This is a genomic window from Actinomyces urogenitalis DSM 15434, from assembly GCF_000159035.1.
GTDB lineage: Bacteria > Actinomycetota > Actinomycetes > Actinomycetales > Actinomycetaceae > Actinomyces > Actinomyces urogenitalis.
In genome coordinates, this window is record NZ_DS999575.1 from 365,495 (window position 1) to 385,749 (window position 20,255).

16 protein-coding genes are annotated in these 20,255 nt (G+C 70.3%); 10 read left to right on the forward strand and 6 right to left on the reverse strand.

Features of this window, described 5'->3' with window-relative positions:
• The 5 genes from HMPREF0058_RS07510 to HMPREF0058_RS07530 form a co-directional block, all read left to right on the forward strand.
• A partial coding sequence (locus HMPREF0058_RS07510; protein WP_006549164.1) for a FecCD family ABC transporter permease occupies positions 1-852 on the forward strand: 852 nt, incomplete at its 5' end.
• Positions 849-1,910: a FecCD family ABC transporter permease gene (locus tag HMPREF0058_RS07515; protein WP_141560520.1), complete on the forward strand. Its 1,062-nt coding sequence runs from the start codon at positions 849-851 to the stop codon at positions 1,908-1,910. The genes HMPREF0058_RS07510 and HMPREF0058_RS07515, both read left to right, overlap by 4 nt.
• Complete coding sequence (locus tag HMPREF0058_RS07520; RefSeq protein ID WP_006549166.1) at positions 1,907-2,854, forward strand: ABC transporter ATP-binding protein; 948 nt, start codon at positions 1,907-1,909, stop codon at positions 2,852-2,854. Before HMPREF0058_RS07515 ends, HMPREF0058_RS07520 begins: the two co-directional genes overlap by 4 nt.
• Positions 2,854-3,795, forward strand: a complete 942-nt coding sequence (locus tag HMPREF0058_RS07525) for a siderophore-interacting protein (RefSeq protein WP_006549167.1) — start codon at positions 2,854-2,856, stop codon at positions 3,793-3,795. The genes HMPREF0058_RS07520 and HMPREF0058_RS07525 overlap by 1 nt, the downstream gene beginning before the upstream one ends.
• A 209-nt stretch (positions 3,796-4,004) precedes the next feature.
• Complete coding sequence (locus tag HMPREF0058_RS07530) at positions 4,005-6,923, forward strand: UvrD-helicase domain-containing protein (protein ID WP_006549168.1); 2,919 nt, start codon at positions 4,005-4,007, stop codon at positions 6,921-6,923.
• 22 nt (positions 6,924-6,945) lie between these two features.
• On the opposite strand, the gene HMPREF0058_RS07535 is transcribed toward HMPREF0058_RS07530, so the two are convergent.
• Entirely contained in the window at positions 6,946-7,908 is a 963-nt protein-coding gene (locus HMPREF0058_RS07535) for a carbohydrate kinase family protein (protein WP_006549169.1), read from the reverse strand.
• A gap of 187 nt (positions 7,909-8,095) precedes the next feature.
• Here HMPREF0058_RS07535 and HMPREF0058_RS07540 point away from each other — a divergent pair, with 187 nt between their 5' ends.
• Positions 8,096-9,508: a family 4 glycosyl hydrolase gene (locus HMPREF0058_RS07540; protein WP_006549170.1), complete on the forward strand. Its 1,413-nt coding sequence runs from the start codon at positions 8,096-8,098 to the stop codon at positions 9,506-9,508.
• Positions 9,509-9,593: 85 nt separating this feature from the next.
• Here HMPREF0058_RS07540 and HMPREF0058_RS07545 read toward each other — a convergent pair whose 3' ends face one another.
• The 4 genes from HMPREF0058_RS07545 to HMPREF0058_RS07560 form a co-directional block, all read right to left on the reverse strand.
• A complete protein-coding gene (locus tag HMPREF0058_RS07545; protein WP_006549171.1) occupies positions 9,594-10,865 on the reverse strand; it encodes a glycoside hydrolase family 125 protein in 1,272 nt (423 codons plus the stop codon).
• 37 nt (positions 10,866-10,902) lie between these two features.
• Complete coding sequence (locus HMPREF0058_RS07550) at positions 10,903-12,525, reverse strand: beta-N-acetylhexosaminidase (protein WP_006549172.1); 1,623 nt, start codon at positions 12,523-12,525, stop codon at positions 10,903-10,905.
• A 129-nt stretch (positions 12,526-12,654) separates the two neighbouring features.
• The gene (locus tag HMPREF0058_RS07555; RefSeq protein WP_006549173.1) at positions 12,655-13,215 is read right to left on the reverse strand and encodes a sugar O-acetyltransferase; all 561 of its coding nucleotides are present in this window, start codon (positions 13,213-13,215) and stop codon (positions 12,655-12,657) included.
• A gap of 292 nt (positions 13,216-13,507) precedes the next feature.
• Complete coding sequence (locus HMPREF0058_RS07560; protein WP_006549174.1) at positions 13,508-15,112, reverse strand: MDR family MFS transporter; 1,605 nt, start codon at positions 15,110-15,112, stop codon at positions 13,508-13,510.
• Positions 15,113-15,342: 230 nt separating this feature from the next.
• Here HMPREF0058_RS07560 and HMPREF0058_RS07565 point away from each other — a divergent pair, with 230 nt between their 5' ends.
• From HMPREF0058_RS07565 to HMPREF0058_RS07580, 4 genes are all read left to right on the forward strand, one after another.
• The gene (locus HMPREF0058_RS07565) at positions 15,343-16,653 is read left to right on the forward strand and encodes an ABC transporter substrate-binding protein (protein ID WP_006549175.1); all 1,311 of its coding nucleotides are present in this window, start codon (positions 15,343-15,345) and stop codon (positions 16,651-16,653) included.
• A 165-nt stretch (positions 16,654-16,818) separates the two neighbouring features.
• On the forward strand, positions 16,819-17,868 hold the full coding sequence (locus tag HMPREF0058_RS07570) for a carbohydrate ABC transporter permease (protein WP_006549176.1): 1,050 nt from the start codon (positions 16,819-16,821) through the stop codon (positions 17,866-17,868).
• Positions 17,865-18,743: a carbohydrate ABC transporter permease gene (locus HMPREF0058_RS07575; protein WP_006549177.1), complete on the forward strand. Its 879-nt coding sequence runs from the start codon at positions 17,865-17,867 to the stop codon at positions 18,741-18,743. Before HMPREF0058_RS07570 ends, HMPREF0058_RS07575 begins: the two co-directional genes overlap by 4 nt.
• Before the next feature lie 99 nt (positions 18,744-18,842).
• The gene (locus tag HMPREF0058_RS07580) at positions 18,843-19,853 is read left to right on the forward strand and encodes a LacI family DNA-binding transcriptional regulator (RefSeq protein ID WP_006549178.1); all 1,011 of its coding nucleotides are present in this window, start codon (positions 18,843-18,845) and stop codon (positions 19,851-19,853) included.
• Positions 19,854-19,859: 6 nt separating this feature from the next.
• Here HMPREF0058_RS07580 and HMPREF0058_RS07585 read toward each other — a convergent pair.
• A partial coding sequence (locus HMPREF0058_RS07585; protein ID WP_006549179.1) for an SDR family oxidoreductase occupies positions 19,860-20,255 on the reverse strand: 396 nt, incomplete at its 5' end.

The following is a 20,255-nucleotide window of genomic DNA, read 5'->3' on the forward strand; positions in this document are numbered from 1 at the left end:
GGGGCTGTCGCCGTCGCCGAGCGCCTGCCGCGCACGGCCACCGCCCTCGTGGCCGGGGCCGCGCTGGGGGTCTCCGGCACCCTCATGCAGGCCCTGACCCGTAACCCCATCGCTGACCCCGGGATCCTGGGGATCAACACCGGGGCCTCGCTCGCGATGGTCACCGTGATCGCCTTCGCCGGCATCACGACCCTGCCTCAGTATCTGTGGACCGCCCTGATCGGGGCGGGGCTGACGGCTGTGTTCGTCTACCTGGTGGGCTCGCTGGGACCGGGCGGGGCGACGCCGGTCAAGCTGGCGCTGGCGGGGGTTGCTGCCACGGCGGCCCTGTCCAGCCTCATCAGCGCCGTCATGCTGCCGCGCGCGGCAGCGCTGACGGACTTCCGCTTCTGGCAGGTGGGGAGCCTGGGGCGCGGGACCTGGCAGTCGCTGGCGACCGTGGCGCCCTTCCTCCTGGTCGGTGCCCTTCTCGCCCTCGTGGTTGCCTCACCGCTGAACTCGCTAGCCCTGGGGGATGAGATGGCCGTGGGCCTGGGGGTCCACGTGGCTCGCACCCGCGTGCTGGCGGCCGCCGGAGGCGTTGTCCTGGCGGCGGCGACGACGGCGCTGGCCGGTCCGATCGGCTTCGTCGGGCTCATGGTGCCTCACGCCGTACGCATGGTCATCGGTGCCGACAACCGCTGGGTCCTGCCGGCCTCGGCGCTGGGCGGGGCGGCGCTGCTGACCGCGGCCGACGTGGTCGGACGAGTCATCGCCAGACCCGCAGAGGTGAGCGTGGGCGTGGTCACCGCCTTCATCGGAGCCCCCGTGCTCATCCTCATCGCCCGCGGGACCAAGCTGGGACAGCTGTGAGCGCGCCGTCCTCCTCCTCGTCCCAGGCCCTGGCTGCCGGCTTCACGGTGGCCGGGCGACGCCGTCGCTCACGGCGATACCTGGTGGTCACCCTCCTTCTTGCCCTGGCAGCCCTGGCCTTGTGGTGGGCCGAGGTCCTCGCCGGCGACACCTGGTACCCACCCTCGCAGGTCCTGGCGGTGATGAGGGGTCAGGAGGTGCCAGGGGCGTCTTTCGTCATCGGTGAGCTACGGCTGCCGCGGGCCGTGACTGGGCTGCTGGCGGGCCTGGCCTTCGGGATGGCTGGGCGCACGAGCCAGACGATGCTGCGCAACGAGCTGGCCAGCCCGGACATCATCGGCATCACCTCCGGCGCCTCAACGGCCGCCGTCTTCGGCATCCTCGTGCTGGGGTGGTCCGGGACTCGGCTCAGCCTCATGGCGGTGGCTGCCGGCGTGGCCACGGCCGCCGTCATCTTCGCCCTGTCCGGGCGCGGCAGGTCCCAGGGCGGGCGGCTCATCCTCATCGGCATCGGCGTGGCGGCGATGTTCTCCTCGCTGACTGCCTACCTGCAGCTGCGTGCCAACGCCTACGACGTCGCCGACGCCATGCGCTGGCTCTCCGGCTCGCTGGGCGGGGCCCGCTGGGAGCAGGTGCCCCTGCTGGCCGGCGCGGTGGTCCTGGGCGGGGCGGCGCTGGCTGCCATCGCGCGTAGCCTGCGGGTCCTGCCGCTGGGGGAGGAGGCAGCCACAGGCCTGGGGGAGAAGGTGGAGCGTTCGCGTGCCGCCCTCGTGCTCGCGCTGGTGGTCCTGTCCGCCTGCGCGACGGCGGCCAGCGGACCGATCGCCTTCGTCTCCTTCCTGGCCGGGCCTGTGACGGCCCGGCTCGCCGGACCCAGCGACCGGGTCCTGCTGGCGCCCTCGGCCCTGATGGGGGCTGTGATCGTGCTCGGTGGTGACCTGGCAGGTCAGTACCTCTTCCCCACGGCACTGCCCGTGGGCGTGGTCACCGGCATCGTGGGCGCGCCCTACCTGCTCGCCCAGCTTGTCCGACTCAACCGTCAAGGAGCCAGCGCATGAGCGCCACCGCACTCCAGTCCGTTGCAGGCACGCGCGGGGACCGGCCAGCTGGAGCCGGGCCCCAGGGCGAGGTGGCGGTGGCACGTGAGCTTGCCGTGCGAGGGCTGCGCTCGGGCTATGAGGGACGCGTGGTCGTCGACGGCGTGGACCTGGCCGTGCCCACCGGCAGGATCACGGTGATCGTGGGAGCCAACGCGTGCGGCAAGTCCACGCTGCTCAAGACCATGGCTCGCATCCTGACCCCAGTGGAGGGGGCGGTGCTGCTTGACGGCGAGGCGATCACCTCCGTGCCGACCCGCACCCTGGCTCGCAGGCTCGGTCTGCTGCCTCAGCAGCCGATCGCGCCTGAGGGCATCACCGTGGCCGACCTCGTGGGGCGTGGACGCCACCCGCACCAGGGGCTCTTTGCCTCCTGGACCAGCCAGGACCGCCAGGTGGTGGAGGACTCGCTCCTGGCTACGGGGACGGCTGAGCTGGCGGACCGGGCGGTTGACGAGCTGTCAGGAGGCCAGCGTCAGCGCGTGTGGATCGCCATGGCCCTGGCCCAGCGCACCGACGTCCTCCTCCTGGACGAGCCGACTACCTTCCTCGACCTGGCGCACCAGGTGGAGGTGCTCGACCTGCTCACCGACCTCAACCGAGACCGAGGAACCACGGTGGTCATGGTCCTGCACGACATCAACCTGGCCGCCCGCTACGCCGACCACCTCGTGGCCATGCGCCAGGGCAGGGTCGTGGCATCCGGGCCTGCGGGGCAGGTCCTGAGCGCCGGCCTCATGCGTGAGGTCTTCGGCCTGGAGGCCGTGGTCATGCAGGACCCGGTCTCGCTCACCCCGCTCATCGTGCCGCGAGGACGCCACCACGCCGCCCCGGCGGGCCAGGAGGCGAGGACCGGCCAGGTACGCACTGAGACGGCTGCTGCCACGACGACGGAGACGCGGTGATGGTGGCTCCCTTCCCCTTCTTCGCGGTCACGGTGGCCGGAGTCCGCGACCTGACTCCTTCCATGCGCCGAGTCACCTTCACCGGTGTGAGCCTGAGCGACTTCGCCGACCCGGGCTGGGACCAGCGCATCAAGCTCGTCCTGCCCGCTGCCCAGGGAGGCTACGAGCACCTGCCACAGGCAGGAGACCAGTGGTACCAGGAGTGGCTGGCGCTGCCTGATGAGCACAAGCCGCCTATCCGTACCTACACCACCAGGGCTGTGCGCGCCGGGCGCGACGGCGGCTGGCCGGAGGTCGACATCGACATGGTGCTCCACGACCCGGCCGAGGGCGGACCAGCCGCCCGCTGGCTGGCGGGCTGCGGCGTCGGCGATCCTGCCGTGCTGCTGGGGCCCTCACGGGCCTGGCTGGCGACCCAGCCGCCCAAGGCCGCCCGGTCCAACGGCGTGGACTTTGTCCCGCCGCGGGTGACCAAGCAGTACCTGCTGGGTGGGGACGAGACCGCGGCGCCGGCGATCGCCAGGATCCTGCAGGACCTGCCGCGCCAGGCCCGAGGCATCGCCGTGGTTGAGATGCCCAGGCAGGAGGACGAGGCGTACCTGCCCAGCCACCCGGGGTTCGAGGTACGCGTGCTGGGCAGGCAGGGGGCGGCGCACGGCAGCCTGCTGGTGGACGCGGTCACGCAGGCGGCTGCTGAGCTGGCGCCGGTGGGGTGCCCGTGCGAGGTTGAGGAGATCGACGTCGACGCCGAGCTGCTGTGGGAGGTACCGCGTCACGCCAAGGGAGGGGCGGCGCTGGTGAGCACGAGCCTGTACGCCTGGCTGGCCGGGGAGGCCGGGGCCGTGCGGGCGATGCGCCGTCACCTGGTCTCCGAACGCGGAATCGACCGACGCTCAGTGGCCTTCATGGGCTACTGGAGAACAGGTCGGGCCGAGAGCTGATCCTGGCCCTGGCAGACCCCCTCTGACGGGACCTGGCAGGTGGCGGGCTGGGGCGCGAGGCTTTGAGGGCAGCACCTTCCAGCACCTCCTGAAGGAGACTCCGATGCCTATGCTCACCGCACCTGCCCGAGGCGCCGGGGTGGACCGGGGCGGGGAAGCGGGGCCAGCGGCGAAGAGTGTCGGTGGGCTGGCCTAGTCTTGGCCTCAGTATGAACGCGATGAACTCACTCTTCGACGCCCTCCCCATGCCTGGCAGCAGCAAGCCGCCGGCTGAGACCGTCCTGCCCTCGCTCGCTCCCGCCTCTGGCTGGGACGACGGCTGGGCGGACTCCCTGGCCCAGGCGGAGGCGCCTGCTGAGGAGTGGGCGCCCGAGCCGGAGGACGAGGGCCAGGCGCCCGAACCGGAGGACCTGGCCGCCGTCGCCTCGTCCTGGGAGGAGAGGCAGGCTGAGACCGCGGCCCTCGTGGCCCGGGCTCAGGCCAACGCCGCCGCGGCACGTGCCAGGGCCGCCGGCCAGGGCGAGAGCGCAGACCTGGGGGCCGGGCGAGGCAGCGGGACACCGGGCTACGCCTGGGGCGTGACGGTCGCGGACCCGACCGAGCTGGTCAAGGGCCTCAACCCGGCGCAGGAACAGGCCGTGACCCACGTCGGCGCGCCCCTGCTCATCATCGCCGGCGCCGGCTCGGGCAAGACCCGGGTGCTCACCCACCGCATCGCCTACCTGCTGGCCACGGGCCGGGCCCGTCCCGGCGAGATCCTGGCGATCACCTTCACCAACAAGGCGGCCGCGGAGATGCGCGAGCGCGTGGCCGGCCTGGTGGGTCCGGCCGGCGAGCGGATGTGGGTGTCCACCTTCCACTCCGCCTGCGTGCGCATCCTGCGCCGCGAGCACGAGGCTGCCGGGCTGCGCTCGACCTTCTCCATCTATGACTCTGCTGACTCCCAGCGCCTCATCACGCTGATCGTCAAGGAGCTGGGGATCGACTCCAAGCGCTTTACGCCCAAGACCTTCGCGAACCGGATCTCAGACCTGAAGAACGAGCTCATCACGCCGGCTCAGTACGCCGAGCGAGCCCTGACCTCCAACCCCCTGGAGCGGCACCTGGTGGAGGTCTACCGCGCTTACGCCGCGCGGCTGGTGGCGGCCAACGCACTGGACTTTGACGACCTCATCATGCGCACCGTCCAGCTCCTGCAGACCAAGCCCGCGGTCGCCGAGATGTACCGACGGCGCTTCCGCCACATCCTGGTGGACGAGTACCAGGACACCAACCACGCCCAGTACGTGCTCGTGCGTGAGCTCACCGGCGGTCCCGGGACCTCAGGGGAGGGCAGCGCCGTGCCTGCGGCCGAGCTGACGGTGGTGGGCGACTCCGACCAGTCCATCTACGCCTTCCGCGGCGCCACGATCCGCAACATCGAGGAGTTCGAGCAGGACTACCCGGCCGCGCGCACGATCCTGCTGGAGCAGAACTACCGCTCCACCCAGAACATCCTCGACGCCGCCAACGCCGTCATCTCCCGCAACTCCGGGCGACGCAAGAAGAACCTGTTCACCGAGTCTGGAGCCGGCACCCCGGTGATCGGCTACGTCGCGGACTCCGAGCATGACGAGGCGCGCTGGATCAGCTCCGAGATCGATCGCCTGGCTGACGAGGAGGGCGTGCGCCCGCGCGACGTCGCCGTCTTCTACCGCACCAACGCCCAGTCTCGCGCCCTGGAGGAGGCCTTCCTGCGCTCGGGCCAGCCCTACAAGGTGGTGGGTGGTACCCGCTTCTACGAGCGTCGCGAGATCAAGGACGCCATCGCCTACCTGCGGGCCGTCGACAACCCGGACGACGACGTCAACATCCGCCGCATCCTCAACGTGCCCAAGCGAGGACTGGGGGACAAGGCTGAGGCGGTGCTCGCCGAGCACGCCGCACGCTATGGCGTCTCCTTCGGTACCGCGGTGGCGGACGCGGCCGGCGCGCTGCGTCCCCTGGAGCAGGGGGAGGGCGCCGGGGACCTGGACGCCGGCGGGACCGAGGCCCCGGCGGTTGAGGGCCTGGCGACCCGCGCCCGCACGCAGGTCACCAAGTTCCACGAGCTGCTCACCGGCCTGCGCCACCAGCTGGCCGCGGGCGACGGCGTGGCTGACCTGTTGGACTCCGTGCTCGACGCCTCGGGCTACCTGGCCGAGCTACGAGCCAGCGATGACCCCCAGGACGCCACCCGCGTGGAGAACCTGGCCGAGCTGCACTCGGTGGCGGCTGACTTCCAGGCAGCCAACCCCGACGCGGTGCTCGCCGACTTCCTGGAGCGCGTCAGCCTGGTGGCGGACGCGGACCAGCTGCCGGACTCGGCCGATCTTGGGGATGAGGCCGCGCGCAAGGCCGCCGAGGACGGCCAGGTCACGCTCATGACCGTCCACACGGCCAAGGGCCTGGAGTTCCCGGTCGTCTTCGTCACCGGTATGGAGGACGGTACCTTCCCGCACTCGCGCTCCCTGGCTGACGACGCCGAGCTGGCCGAGGAGCGCCGGCTCGCCTACGTGGCTCTCACCCGTGCCCGCGAGCGCCTGTACGTCACCCGGGCGGCGGTGCGCTCGGCCTGGGGCAGTGCCCAGGCCATGCCCGCCTCGCGCTTCCTGGATGACATCCCCACCGAGACGATGGAGTGGAAGCGTCTGGCCTCCTCCATGGACGCCCTGCGCGGAGGCGGGACCGGCTGGGGAAGCAGCTGGGGTGAGGGCGGCTTCGGCTCCGGGGCTGGCTCCTACTCGGACGACGACGACTTCGCCCCCGCCTTCGGCTCAGGCAAGCGCTCGGGCAAGCTGGGGCGGGTGGAGACGCCCAAGGACCGTTTCGAGGCGCGTCGGGCGCAGCGGCTGGCCAAGCGTGGCAAGCCCACCCGTCTGGACGGCTCCTGCGCAGACGGCGGGGCCGCTGATGCCTCCGAGCTTCCCGCAGCGGTCCAGGGGCTCAAGGTGGGCGACCAGGTCCGTCACGACTCCTACGGCCTGGGCGAGGTGACGGCGATCGAGGGCTCGGGACGCTCAACCGTGGCGCACGTGGCCTTCACCATCGACGGCGCCCGGGCGACCAAGCGCCTCATGCTGCGCCTGGCGCCCCTGGCCAAGGCCTGAGGCGGCCTGCGCACGGACCTGGCTACCCGGCCAGGTCGAGGAACCCCAGGCTGTACCCCTCGGGCACCTGGTAGGCCTCGACCATCCGACGCAGGTCAGCAGGGCGGGGAGCACTGAGCGATCCACCAGGGCGGGTCAGGGTGAAGGCGGCCGTGACCTGCCCGGCGCTCAGTGCCGTGCGCAGGTCCGCGCCCTCCAGCAGCGCCCAGGTCAGTCCTGCGGCGAAGGCGTCTCCGGCGCCGGTGGTGTCCACCACCGGGACGTCGAGGGCGGGCAGGGCGAGGAGCTGCTCGCCGTCGGCAGCGATGACGCCGCGCGGGCCGCGGGTGATGACGGCCAGGGGCACGCGCGTGGCCAGCGCGGCGGCCGCCTGCCTCACGGAGTCGGTGCGCAGGTAACGCAGTGCCTCGCCCTCGTTGGGGGTGAAGACGTCCACCACCTCCAGCGGCTCCAGGTCGCTGTGGTCCCACTGCTCGCTGGGGTCCCAGCGAGCGTCAGCGAAGACGGTACAGGGCGCCTCGGCCTCCTGCCAGGTACGCACCTGGGCCAGGTTGGCCTGGATGGTCGGCAGGTCGGCCACAAGCCCTCGAGGTGCGTGCGGCAGGGGAGCCAGGGGCGGGACGGCGTCAGTGCCGACCGTCGTCATGGCGCGGTCGCCGTCCAGCGCCAAGGAGACTGTCACGTTCTGCCGTTCGACGGCGCAGGCCGAGTCGATCCCGACCGCCTCCTCGCGCAGGACCTCGCGCACCATCTGGCCGGCCCGGTCGGTGCCGAGGTAGCAGTGCAGCGCGGTGTCCACCCCGAGCCGGGCCAAGGCGATCGCCTGGTTGGCGCTGCCTCCCGGCACGATCGAGCAGTCAGAGACCCACTGCTCCTCGCCTGGGCGCGGGGCGTGAGCGAGCCCGGCCATGACGACGTCGAGGAACACCGAGCCGGCGACAAGGACCTGGCCGCGCTCGGCGCAGTTGCTCAAGGGAAGAACCACACGAGCATCCTAGTGAGCCCGCGCGGCCGGCTCGCAGGCAGGACGGGCGGGCGCCAGGAACGGGAAGTCGTTACAGTGGCGGCGGCCTGGGACACGTTCCCCGGTCCGCCGTCGGCGCCGGCTGTCGGGCACCGTGCTCGTTGCCAGCGTCGCCTCGTCACGTCACGCCGAAGGGGCTGAAGGTCATATGAAGCTGCTGATCGTCGGAGGCGGAGGATTCCGGGTTCCTCAGGTCATCGAGGTACTGGCTGCCGCTCGCGCCGGCTCGGGCCCCTATCCCGGGCTCGTGGTGGACGAGGTCTGCCTCTACGACGTCGACCGCCCGCGTCTGGAGGCCATGACCGCGGTCCTGTCCTGCCTGGCCTACCCCAGCTCGCCCAGGATCGTGGCCACCACCGATCTGCGTGAGGCCGTGACCGGTGCGGACTTCGTCTTCTCCGCCATGCGCCAGGGAGGCACCTGCGGCCGGGTGACTGACGAGCTGGTCGCGCTGGAGGAGGGCGTGCTGGGCCAGGAGACTGTGGGGGTGGGCGGATACGCCTACGCCTTGCGCACCGTGCCGGTGGCCATGGAGCTGGCCCGCACCCTGCGCGACCTGGCACCCGAGGCCTGGGTCATCAGCTTCACCAACCCTGCGGGCATCATCACCCAGGTGATGCGCCAGGTGCTGGGCGGGTGCGTCGTCGGCATCTGCGACACTCCGATCGGCCTGGTACGCCGGGCGACGGCGGCCGTGGGCGGGGACGCTACCCGCGTGTCCCAGGTGGGGGAGAAGACCGGGGTCAGCTTTGACTACGTGGGGCTCAACCACCTGGGCTGGCTGCGCAGCCTGGAGGTTGGTGGCACGGACCGTCTGCCCGGTCTGCTGGCTGACGACGCCGCGCTGGACCACATGGAGGAGGCTCGCACCATCGGTGCGGACTGGGTGCGGGCGCTCGGGATGCTGCCCAACGAGTACCTTTTCTACTACTACCTGGGCCGGGAGTCGCTGGCCCGGATCCGCTCCGAGGCCGAGACCCGTGGCCAGTTTCTCCACCGCCAGCAGAGCGCCTTCTACGAGGCGGTGGCTGCCCACCCCGAGCAGGCGGGCCGGTTGTGGACGGCGGCGCACGACGAGCGCGAGGCGACCTACATGGCCGAGGCGCGTGATGTCTCTGAGCGGGCCGGACGGCGCGAGGAGGACATCGCCGGTGGCGGCTACCAGCAGGTGGCGCTCGACCTCATGACGGCGGTGGCGACCGGGGCGCCGGCACGCATGATCCTGGACGTGGGCAACGCTGACGCCCATACACGCGACGGCGCGGGCCTGCTCGTGCCCCAGCTGCGTGAGGACGCCGTCGTCGAGGTCCCCTGCGTCGTCGACTCTGAGGGCGTGCACCCCCAGCGCGTCGCGCCCCTGACCGGAGCCGAGCTCGGGCTCGTGACCACGGTCAAGGGCTGCGAGGAGCTGGTGATCGAGGCTGCTCTGGCTGGGGACCAGACCCTGGCCTGGCGTGCGCTCGCCTCCCACCCGCTGGTCGACTCGGTACGTGTGGCCAAGCGGGTCCTGGACGGCTACATCCAGCGCAACCCGCAGGTGGCCGCGACCTTTGACCGCTGAGCGTCCTGACGCCGCCGGGCTGGTACGCACCTGAGACGACGACGCCCCTCCTGCGCCTGTGCAGGAGGGGCGTCGCCATACCGGCTCAGGACCGCTCGGTCAGGTCCATCATGAGCTCGCAGGCCATGGAGTTTGACCAGGAGAACCAGGGCCTGGTGAAGCGCGAGGGGTCATCGGGGTCAAAGCCCTCATGGGTCATCCCCGTACCCGCGTCCGTGGCCAGGATCGTCTCCAGGCAGGCCCGGGCCTCCTCCACGTCCCCGGTCAGGCCCTGGACCGCGAGTGCGATGTGCCAGATGTAGCCCTCGGGCGTGTGCGGTGAGCCCACTCCGGCGGCGAACGTGCCGCGGTAGAAGAAGGGGTTGGCCTCAGACAGCACCCAGGCACGTGTGGCCTGATAGGCCGGATCCTCCACCGCGACGTCGCTGGTCAGGGGCAGTGAGAGGAGTGAGGGCATGTTGGCGTCGTCCATGGCTAGCTGCCCGCCCAGGCCGTCGACCTCGTAGAGGTAGCGGCCCTCGGTCATGCCGAAGCGCTGGACCCCGGCCATGATCTGCTCGCCCAGGTCCTGGGCCTGGCCGGTCAGCTCGGCGTCATCCCAGACCTCGGTGGCGAAGTCGGCGATGGCACCCAGCGCGCTGACCGCCATGAGCTGAGCCGGGATGTTGTAGCCGTAGGTCGTGGCGTCGTCGGACGGGCGGAAGCCGCTCCAGGTCATGCCGGTCACGGCGACCGGCGCCCCGCGTCCCTCGCGCGGCAGGGTGTCCTCCGGCAGGCTCGGGCGCACATGGCGGTAGTCAGAGCGCTCATGGTCCTGCTCCAGGCGCCACTGGGCGACCACGCGCCGGCAGCCCTCGTGGACGGCGGAGTCCAGGTGCGAGGCCTCGTCGGTGCGCCGCCACAGCTGGTGGGCCAGGCGCACGGGGAAGGTGAGGGAGTCGATCTCGTACTTGCGCTCCCACAGGTCGGGGCTGAGGTCGAGGTCGTCGGGATCGTAGTGGGCGCCGGTGGGCCCGGCGTTGAAGGCGTTGGCGTAAGGGTCCACGGACACGCAGCGCCACTGCTCGCGTACCAGGCCGCGTACCGTGCGGGCGACCTCCTCGACCTCCAGCAGGCGCATGAAGGGCTGGATCTGGGCTGAGGAGTCGCGCAGCCACATGGCGGGGATGTCCCCGGTGATGACGAAGACGCGCTCGCCGTGCCAGGTCAGGGTGGTCTCCCACGTGTCCAGCATGAGCCGGGTGAAGCGGTCCCCGGCCTGCCTCCCACAGGCCTGGGCGATTCGTTCGCCCCAGTCCTCCAGCGCCTGGCGTAGCTGCGCTCCGGCCGGGTTGGTGCGTTCGCGGGTGGTGCTCATGGGGTCCTCTCAGGGGGGCGGGGCCGTGGTCTCAGGATCAGGCGCCGTGCGGGGCGACGGCGGGGCTCGCCGACGCTGGCAGGGTCTCCTCCTCGCGGCACCAGGCCACCTCGCAGGCGCTCAGGCGCTCCAGGTGCTGACCGAGCTCGGCGTAGCTGGCGGCCCCGGCAGCGCTACCGGTCCACAGCTGCTGGGCCAGGCAGGCCCCGCGCGGCCACAGCAGGTTCTCCGCCCGCGACCAGGTGCGCACGTACTCCGTCCACAGCTGGAACTGGCCGCCGATGAGGCGCCCGGGCCCCTGGGCGGACCAGGAGCTCAGGACGGTGCTCAGCTCCGCGGTCATGGACAGGGGCAGCTCCCCGCCGATCGAGACCGGTCGGTGGGGTCCGGTCACCTGGTCGTGGTCGAGGTAGGTCAGGGAGTTGGGGGCGGCGATGAGCTCGTGCCCGCGGCGCAGGGCCTGGGTGGCGTAGTCGCCCCAGTCGCGCCACATCATGATGGTCACGGCCGGGTCGATGTCTGCCTCGATGACCTCGTCCCAGGCCACGACCTTGCGGCCAGCCTGGAGCACGTGGGCGCACACCTGTGCCTCGAACCAGGCCTGGGCCTGTGCTCGCGTGGTGGCGCCGATGGCGGCCATCGTGGCGCGCGTGCCGGGGTCGGTCAGCATCTCCTCGCCCGGGCACTCGTCCCCGCCCACGTGGATGGGGGAGTGCGGGAAGAGGTCCATGGCGGTGTCCAGGACCGTGCGGCAGAAGTCGAGCGTGGGTGCGGCAAGTGACAAGACGTGCCGGGACACTCCCCAGCAGGTACGCGGGTGGCGCGGGTGGCCGCAGCCGAGCTCGGGGTAGGCGGCGATGGCTGCCTCCATGTGCCCGGGCATGTCCACCTCGGGCATGATCGTGATGCCCAGCTGGCTGGCTCGCTCCACGAGGGTGCGGATCTCCTGGACGGAGTAGGAGCCTCCCCGGCGGATCCCGTCATGCTCGGCGACGTCGTCGCTCTGGCCAGGCTGAGGCTGCGGCTGATGGCCGCGCAGGTCCCCAGGGCGCCAGGCGCCGACCTCGGTCAGCAGCGGGTAGTCCTCCACCGGCAGGCGCCAGCCCTGGTCGTCGGTGAGGTGGAGGTGGAGGACGTTGAGCTTGTGCAGCGCCATCATCTCCAGGTGGCGCGTCAGGCCGTCCAGGGGCAGGAAGTGGCGGGCGACGTCAATGTGCGAGCCGCGCCAGGAATGGGCCGGAGCGTCCTGGACCCGCACGGCGGGCAGGACCAGGTCCGCGGGGTTCATCGGCCCAGGGCCCAGGACCTGGGGAGGCAGAAGCTGCAGGAGGGTCTGGACCGCCCAGCCGAAGCCGGCCGGGGCGCTGGCTGACAAGGTGATCGTGGTGCCTTGGGCGAGGAGCTCATAGCCCTCCTCAGGGAGGCTGGAATCAGTCACCAGGCGCAGCTCGGTCGCGTCCGGGGCCTCGGAGCGTCCGGTGCCGCATGAGCGCCGCAGACGCTCAAGGAGGACCTCGACGGCCTGGGGCGCAGCCTGGGCTCCGACCACGTGGAGGCCGTGCTCCAGGCCGAGCCCGCCGTCCAGCCAGCTCAGCTCGCGAGGGCGGGGGACCAGGTGGGGGCGGGCGGTGGTGCCGGTGGTACGCGACGGTGCGGTCATGGCAGGTGCTCCAGGTTCCAGGTGGTGACGAGCGGGTCGTCGGAGACGGACACGGGCGGAACTATATCGGTTAAGTAACGGGGGAGGCGCCGCCCTCACAGGCGTCCGGGGAAGCCTGCGGAGGCGGTCCTAGTGACGGGGTGCGAAGGTGGAGTCGTCCAGGGTACGGATGACGCGTGCGGGGGACCCCACCGTCAGGCTGTAGGGCGGCAGGTCCTTGGTGACCAAGCTGCCGGCTCCCACGACGCAGCCCTCACCGATACGCACTCCAGGGCACACGATGACGCCGCCACCCAACCACACGTTGTCCTCGATGGTGATCGGGTCGGCTGACTCCAGCCCCACGCGCCGCGGAGTGGGCTCCAGCGGGTGGACCGGGGTGAGCAGCTGGACGTTCGGACCGATCTGGCAGTGGGCGCCGATGCGGATCTCAGCCACGTCCAGCGCCGTGAGCCCGTAGTTGGCGAAGGTGCCTTCACCAACAAAGAGTCGGTCGCCGTAGTCCACACGGACCGGGGGCAGCAGGATCGAGTCCTTCCCCAGCTGCGGGACGGCCGAGCGCAGGTGCTCGATCGCGCCCGGGTCCCCCATGAAGAAGGCGCGTTCGTAGAGGTAGAGCTCGCGCCGGGCGTGGGCGGCGATGCGCGCGGAGTCCGGATCATCCGCCACGTACCAGTCCCCGGCCAGCATGCGCTCGCGGTTGGAGCGAGAGTCCCCGGCGAAGAAGTCCGAGGCCTCGCCGAAGCGCTCGGCGCTCTGGACGCCGGTGGCCGGCGAAAGCGGTGCCGGCTGTGGCGGCGCGTCCGCGGGGGCGGGCGCGCAGGTGGGGGAGGTGACGGCGTCGTCACCCTAGAGGTGAGTGCTCATGGAACGAGCCTAGCGGGAGGAGGTGACAGGAACTCCGGCCCTGCCGCCCGCGCCCTTGCCCCGGCGCTCGCCGTGGCCCCGTGATCGGGCCGCGGGCTGGGACGCAGACGCGGTCTCAGTCCTCCTCGCGCAGAGGGTCCTGCCCGCCTGCGGCTTCCTCGCGCGCCTCCTCGGCAGCCACCTGCTCCAGGCCGGTCTTGACGGACAGAGGAACAGGCCGGAAGGCCAGCGCGACCACGGCTGCGACCACGAGCACGGGTGCCAGGCCCAGCAGGACCGGGCCGAGCGCCTCCTGATAGGCCTCGGCCACGTCCGCCTGCGTGTGGGGCGTCAGGGCGGAGATGGTGGCTGGGGTGATCGAGGCGGCGTCGTCGGAGGAGAAGCCCAGGGCCAGCAGGCTGGCCGTGAGCCGAGAGGTGAAGAGCACGCCCACCACGGTGTTCCCCACGCTCACGCCGATCTCACGGAAGAAGTTGTTGGTTGAGGTGGCTGTGCCCAGCATCTTGGCCGGCAGGGCGTTCTGGATGATGAGGACGGACAGCTGCAGGAACATCCCTACCCCCAGCTGCAGGATGAACACACCGACCCCGAACCACCACACGGCAGCGTCAGAGGGGATGAGGCCGAGCACAGCCATGCCGCAGGCAGCCAGGAGCGAGCCGAGCACGGGGTAGACCTTGTAGCGGCCGGTGCGCGAGACCAGCCAGCCGGAGGTCACCGACCCCAGGAACATCGCGACCGCGCCAGGGACGAGGACGAGCCCGGAGGTGGTGGGGGACACGCCGTGAACCATCTGGACGTAGGTGGGCAGGTAGCCGTTCATACCGAACATGCAGGCGCACATGAGCACGGCCACGACCGTGGCGACGACGAAGGTGTGGTTGGTCAGGATCTGCAGCGGGATCAGGGGGTTGGCTGCCCGCTTCTCCACCGGAACCAGGGCCGCCCAGCACGCCAGGGTGACCACGAGCAGCGCGAGGATGAGCGGGTGGTTCCAGGCGTAGGTGGTGCCTCCCCAGGTAGCCAGCAGCACGATGCCGGTGGCACCCACGCTGGTCAGAGCCAGTCCTGCCCAGTCAATGTCCAGCGGGACGCGGTGGCGCGGCATCTTCAGCGCGATGGCGACGGCGATCCACGCGAACAGGCCAAAGGGCAGGAAGAACCAGAAGATGCTTCGCCATCCCAGCCAGTCGGTGAGCCAACCGCCCAGGAGGGGGCCCAGGATCGCGGCGATGCCGAACATCGCGCCCATGGGGGCCATGTACTTGCCTCGCACGCGTGGCGGGATGAGGTCACCGGTGATGGCCTGGGAGCAGATCATGAGCCCACCGCCACCCAGGCCCTGGACAAAGCGGAAGATGGTGAAGGTCATCATGTCCGGGGCGGCTCCGCACAGCGCTGACCCGCCTACGAACAGGGCGATGGCCAGCAGGTAGAGCTGCTTGCGGCCCACGAGGTCGCCGACCTTGCCGTTGATGGGCATGGCCAGGGTCTGGCCCAGGGTGTAGGCCGTGATGGCCCAGGACATGTGCGCTACCCCGCCCAGCTCGCCGATGACGGTGGGCAGGGCGGTGGCGACGACGGTGTGGTAGAGCGCGCCCAGGAACTGCACGGTCATGAGGCAGGCGTAGACGAGCCAGAACCGGGCGTCGGGGCGGAATGTCATGACCTCGGCGGCGGGGTCATCCGGGCGGTGGGGTGGGGTGGGTGTCGTGCTCATCGTGCTCCTCGTCGCAACCTCCTCATTGTGTCAGCGTCAGGGCTGACGCGGGCCGTCAAGGGGCGAGAGCATGACCACCTGGTCGATAACAAAATGGTGACAAGGTGACTCATATCTCTGACACCCGTGCTGCTCGGGGTTACTGTGGTCACGCGAGTCGACGCGCGTCGATTGCGGTAGGGATGCACCGAGGCAGCCCTGCGGCGCCGTCATTCAAGGAGGAAAGACTCATGGCCACCTCACTTCCCCGTCGCCGGTTTATCCAGGGTTCTGCCGTAGCGGCGGCTCTTGCCGCGGCGGCCGCCTGCGGCTCCAAGGACAAGGGCTCCAGCTCCTCGGGCTCGGCCGCGTCCTCGGGCACCTTCGAGGGCACCGGCCCGATCACCTGGGTCCAGGGCAAGGACAACTCCGGCGGCATGGTCCAAAAGCGCATCGACCAGTGGAACGAGGAGAACCCTGACGAGCAGGTCACCCTCATCGAGCTGAGTGCCGAGGCGGACCAGCAGCGCCAGTCCTTCATCAACAACGCCCAGACCAAGTCCGACGCCTACGACGTCATCTCTGTGGACAACGTGTGGGTGGCCGAGTTCGCCGCCAACCAGTGGATCGTCGAGCTGCCCAAGGACGAGCTGACTGCCCCCGACATCATCGAGTCGGTGTGGAACACGGGCCTGTACATGGACAAGCTCTACGCCATGCCCTTCGCCACCGACTCCTCGATCATGTACTACCGCAAGGACTTCCTGGCTGAGGCCGGGGTCGAGGTTCCCACGACCTGGGAGGAGGTCACCGCCGCGATCGACGCCGTGCGCAAGGTGGCCGGCCACGAGAACATCGGCGGCTTCGGCGGCCAGTTCGCCAAGTACGAGGGCCTGACCTGCTGCGCCAGCGAGTTCATCAACACCTTCGGTGGCTCCTTCGTGGACGACTCCGGTGCCGTGACGATCAACTCCCCGGAGGCGATCGAGGGCCTGCAGTTCCTCATGGACGGCTTCAAGAACGGCTACATCCCCACCGAGGCCCTGGAGTGGAAGGAGGAGGACGGCCGCAACGCCTTCGAGGCCGGCAACCTGCTCTTCTACCGTCAGTGGCCCTACCAGTACGCCAACAACCTGGAGGCCCTGGGCGAGGAGAAGTTCGGCGTCACCGCGCTGCCGAGCCTGTCCGGCAACACCTTCGTGCCCACCCTGGGCGGCCACAACTGCGGCATCTCCGCCTTCTCCAAGAACAAGGCGACGGCACTGAAGTTCGTCAAGTGGTTCACCTCCGCCGAGTCCGAGAAGTACGCCCTGGAGACCCAGACACTGGCCCCGATCACGGCCTCCCTGTACGAGGACTCCGAGATGCTGGCGAAGTTCCCCTACCTGCCCACGCTGCGTGAGTCCCTCGACGCCGCCAAGGGCCGCCCCAAGGCCGTGGCCTACGGAGACGTGACCGCCGCGATCCAGGACGCGTTCTACCCGGCCATCAAGCAGGAGAGCACTGCCGAGGAGGCCATTGCTGCCCTGGAGACCTCGCTCAAGGCAGCGATCGAGGGCTGAGCACTGTGGCTGGGCCGCCCCGTGTGGACGGCCCAGCCACCCCTGCCCACCTCAGACCTGGCTCACGTGAGGGCCTGACCCTCACCTCGCGCGCCGGGCAGCCCGCGCCCGAGGCGGCGCGGGCCCCGGCGCGTCATGTCCGCACGCTGCTATCGAAGGACACCCATGAGTACAACGAAGTACGCGCCCGCCTCGGTCGGTCGGCGCTCCAAGATGACCCGGGCCCAGTCCCGGCTCGCCTGGATCCTTATGACCCCGACGGTCATCGTCCTGATGATCGTCATCATCATCCCCGTCTTCCAGTCCCTGTACCAGTCACTGTTCGGCAAAGCCGGCCTGGACCCGGAGACCGGCTTCGTCTCCGACGTCGAGCCCTTTATCGGGCTGGAGAACTACACGGCCATCTTCTCCGACGCCGGCGAGCGCTTCTGGAACGCGGCCTGGAACACGACCCTGTTCGGCGTGGTCACCGTTGTGGCGGAGACCGTGCTCGGGGTGTCCATGGCCCTCATCATGCATAAGGCCATGCGCGGACGCGGCTTCGTGCGCGCCGCCATCCTTGTGCCCTGGGCCATCCCCACGGCCGTCTCCGGCATCCTGTGGGGCTGGATCTTCAACCAGAACGGCGTGGCCAACGCGATCCTGGGCGAGCACATCATGTGGGCCTCAGGAGACCTCAGCGCCAAGATGGCGATCATCATCGCCGACGTGTGGAAGACAGCCCCCTACATCGGCCTGCTGACCCTGGCTGGCCTGCAGGTCATCCCGGACGAGGTCTACGAGGCGGCCAAGATCGACGGCGCCAACGCCTGGAGACGCTTTACCCGCATCACCTTGCCCCTGGTCAAGCCTGCCCTCGTGGTCGCGGTGCTCTTCAGGACCCTGGACGCCCTGCGCATGTTCGACCTTCCCTACATCCTCATCGGTCCGCGCAAGGCGAGCGTGGAGACCATCTCCATGCTCGTCCAGGACGAGGCCTCCAACCTGCGCTACGGCTCGGCAGCGGCCTACGCGCTCATCCTCTTCCTCTACGTCTTCATCTTCGCCTTCGCCTTCGTCAAGATCACCCGCGCCGACCTGGGCGCCAGCGTCGAGAAGAAGCGCAGGAAGGGCGGGCGCCTGTCCGCCTCCGTCTTCCTGCCTGGCTGGCGGCGCGGGACCAAGCCCGCCTCCGGAGTCGTCACCGAGGCTGCCGGGAAGGAGAACCGGGCATGAGCACCGCAACCGCTACCGCGCGCCGCGTCATCGAGCGGCCGTCCAAGCGAGCCTCCTGGGGACAGGTGGCCTCGACCTTCGGGATCGTCCTTATCGTCATCTACTGCCTGGCGCCCTTCTACTGGATGCTCGTGTCCTCGCTGCGCCCGGACACCGAGATCTTTGACAACTCCTGGTGGCCGGCCCACCCCTCGCTGGAGAACTACGAGGCCGTCTTCGGGGCCAAGAACAACTTCGCCCAGGGCCTGGTCAACTCCCTCATCGTCTCGGTGGTGGTCACGATCGTCGCCCTGGCGATCGCGACCTTCGCCTCCTACGCGCTGGCGCGCCTGGACTTCCGCGGCAAGGGCTTCCTGCTGCTGGTGGTCCTGGCCACCTCGATGTTCCCGCTGGTAGCCATCATCGTGCCCCTGCTGAAGAACTTCTCCGACTGGGGCTGGATCAACACCTACCAGGCGATGATCATCCCGGACCTGTCCTTCTCCCTGCCGCTGGCCGTGTGGAACCTGACCAGCTTCTTCCGCCAGATGCCCCAGGAGCTGGAGCAGTCCGCCATGGTGGACGGATGCACACCCGGACAGGCCTTCCGCAAGATCATCCTGCCCCTGGCCGCCCCCGGCATCTTCACCACCGCGATCATCATCTTCATCGGTGCCTGGAACGAGTTCCTCGTGGCCGTGACGATGATCAATGACCCGCAGATGCAGCCCGCCACCGTGCTGCTGAGCAAGTTCACCGGAGCCTCGCAGTTCAACACGCCCTTCGGCTCGCAGATGGCCGCTGGTGTGGTGATGACCCTGCCGCTGGTCATCATGGTGCTGCTCTTCCAGCGCCGCATCGTGGCCGGCCTGGCAGCCGGCGGCCTGAAGTCCTAGAGCGGCTTGCGGTGCGGGCGGGTCTGCCCCAGCCGGAGGCACCCGCCCGCACCGGCCGTAGGATCATCGGACACGCACCAGGACCAGCAAGGAGGAGACATGGCAGCCACCCGCGCTGATGTCGCCCGCCGCGCTGGGGTCTCGCCGTCGACCGTCACCTACGTGCTCACCGGCCAGCGCTCGACCAGCCAGGCCACCCGTGAGCGCGTACGCCAGGCCATCGAGGAGCTCGGGTACCAGCCCAACCTCCTGGCCTCCTTCCTCGCCTCGCGCTCGGTGCGCAGCGTGGGGGTGCTGCTGCGCATGGAGCGGGAGTCGGTGGAGGTGGGGGACCTGCTCTACATCGACGGCGTGCGCGCGGGCGTGGAGGGCGCCGGCATCCAGGTCGTGGTGCCGATGGGCCTGCGCTCGCGCCCTCAGGACAACCTCCACGACCTCATCCGCTCGCGCTCCATCGACTCGGCCATCCTCATGGACGTGGCGATCGACGACGAGCGCGAGGCCTTCCTCCTCCAGGAGGGCGTGCCCACCGTGCTCATCGGCACCTCAGGACGCCCCGGCGGAGTGCCGTCGATCGACGCCGACTTTGACCAGATGGCGGAGCTGGCCATGCGGCACCTGGCCGCCCTCGGGCACGAGCGCGTGCTCATGGTCACCCGCAGCCCGGACATCGAGACCGCACGCGCCTACCAGGTCCAGCACGAGGCTGTGCGCTCGGTCGCGGTGCGCGTAGGACTGACCGGCGTCTACCGCGCACTGCCGGACAACGTCATCTTCGGCGGCCAGCTGGTGGGGCCCACGGGCCTGGTCGAGGGATGCACCGCGGTGCTGAGCAACAACCCCGCGGTGCTCTCCGGCATCCTGGCTGCCGCGCAGGCGCTGGGGCTGGAGGTCCCGCGCGACCTGTCCGCCATGTCCATGGGCTCGCTCGTCTCGGGTGGCACCGGCCAGCTGCTGGCCTCAGCCTCGGACGTTGACGCCTACGAGATGGGCCGCAGCGCCGGGGACATGCTGGTGCGCCTGATCAAGGAGCCGGGGCTGGATGAGCACGTGTCCATGCCCGCCACCCTCATTGACCGGGGGACCACAGGGCCGGCGCCGCGAGGATAAGGGCGGCTACGAGCGGCGGAAACCGCCCTCGGTGGCGATGACCTGCCCGGTGACCCAGGCGGCGTCGTCGGTCAGCAGCCAGGTGATGAGCCGCGCCGGATCCACCGGGTCCGGCATCCGACCGCCGGGGAAGCGGGGCGTGAGCGCGGCGATGAGCTCGGGGCTCATGTAGCCGGTGTCGACGGGGCCGGGGTTGACCGTGTTGAGCCGGATCCCGTCCTCCGCCAGCCCCGCTGCCAGCGAGGGCGTGATACCCGCCAGGGCCGCCTTGGAGGTGGCGTAGGCGATCTCGCTCGGCATCGGACCTTCGCCCTGGCCTGAGGTCATGAGGACGACGGCCGTGGCCAGCTGCGGGCGCGGTGCCGGCTGGTCCTCCGCCAGGTCCGGCCCGGCCAGCGGATG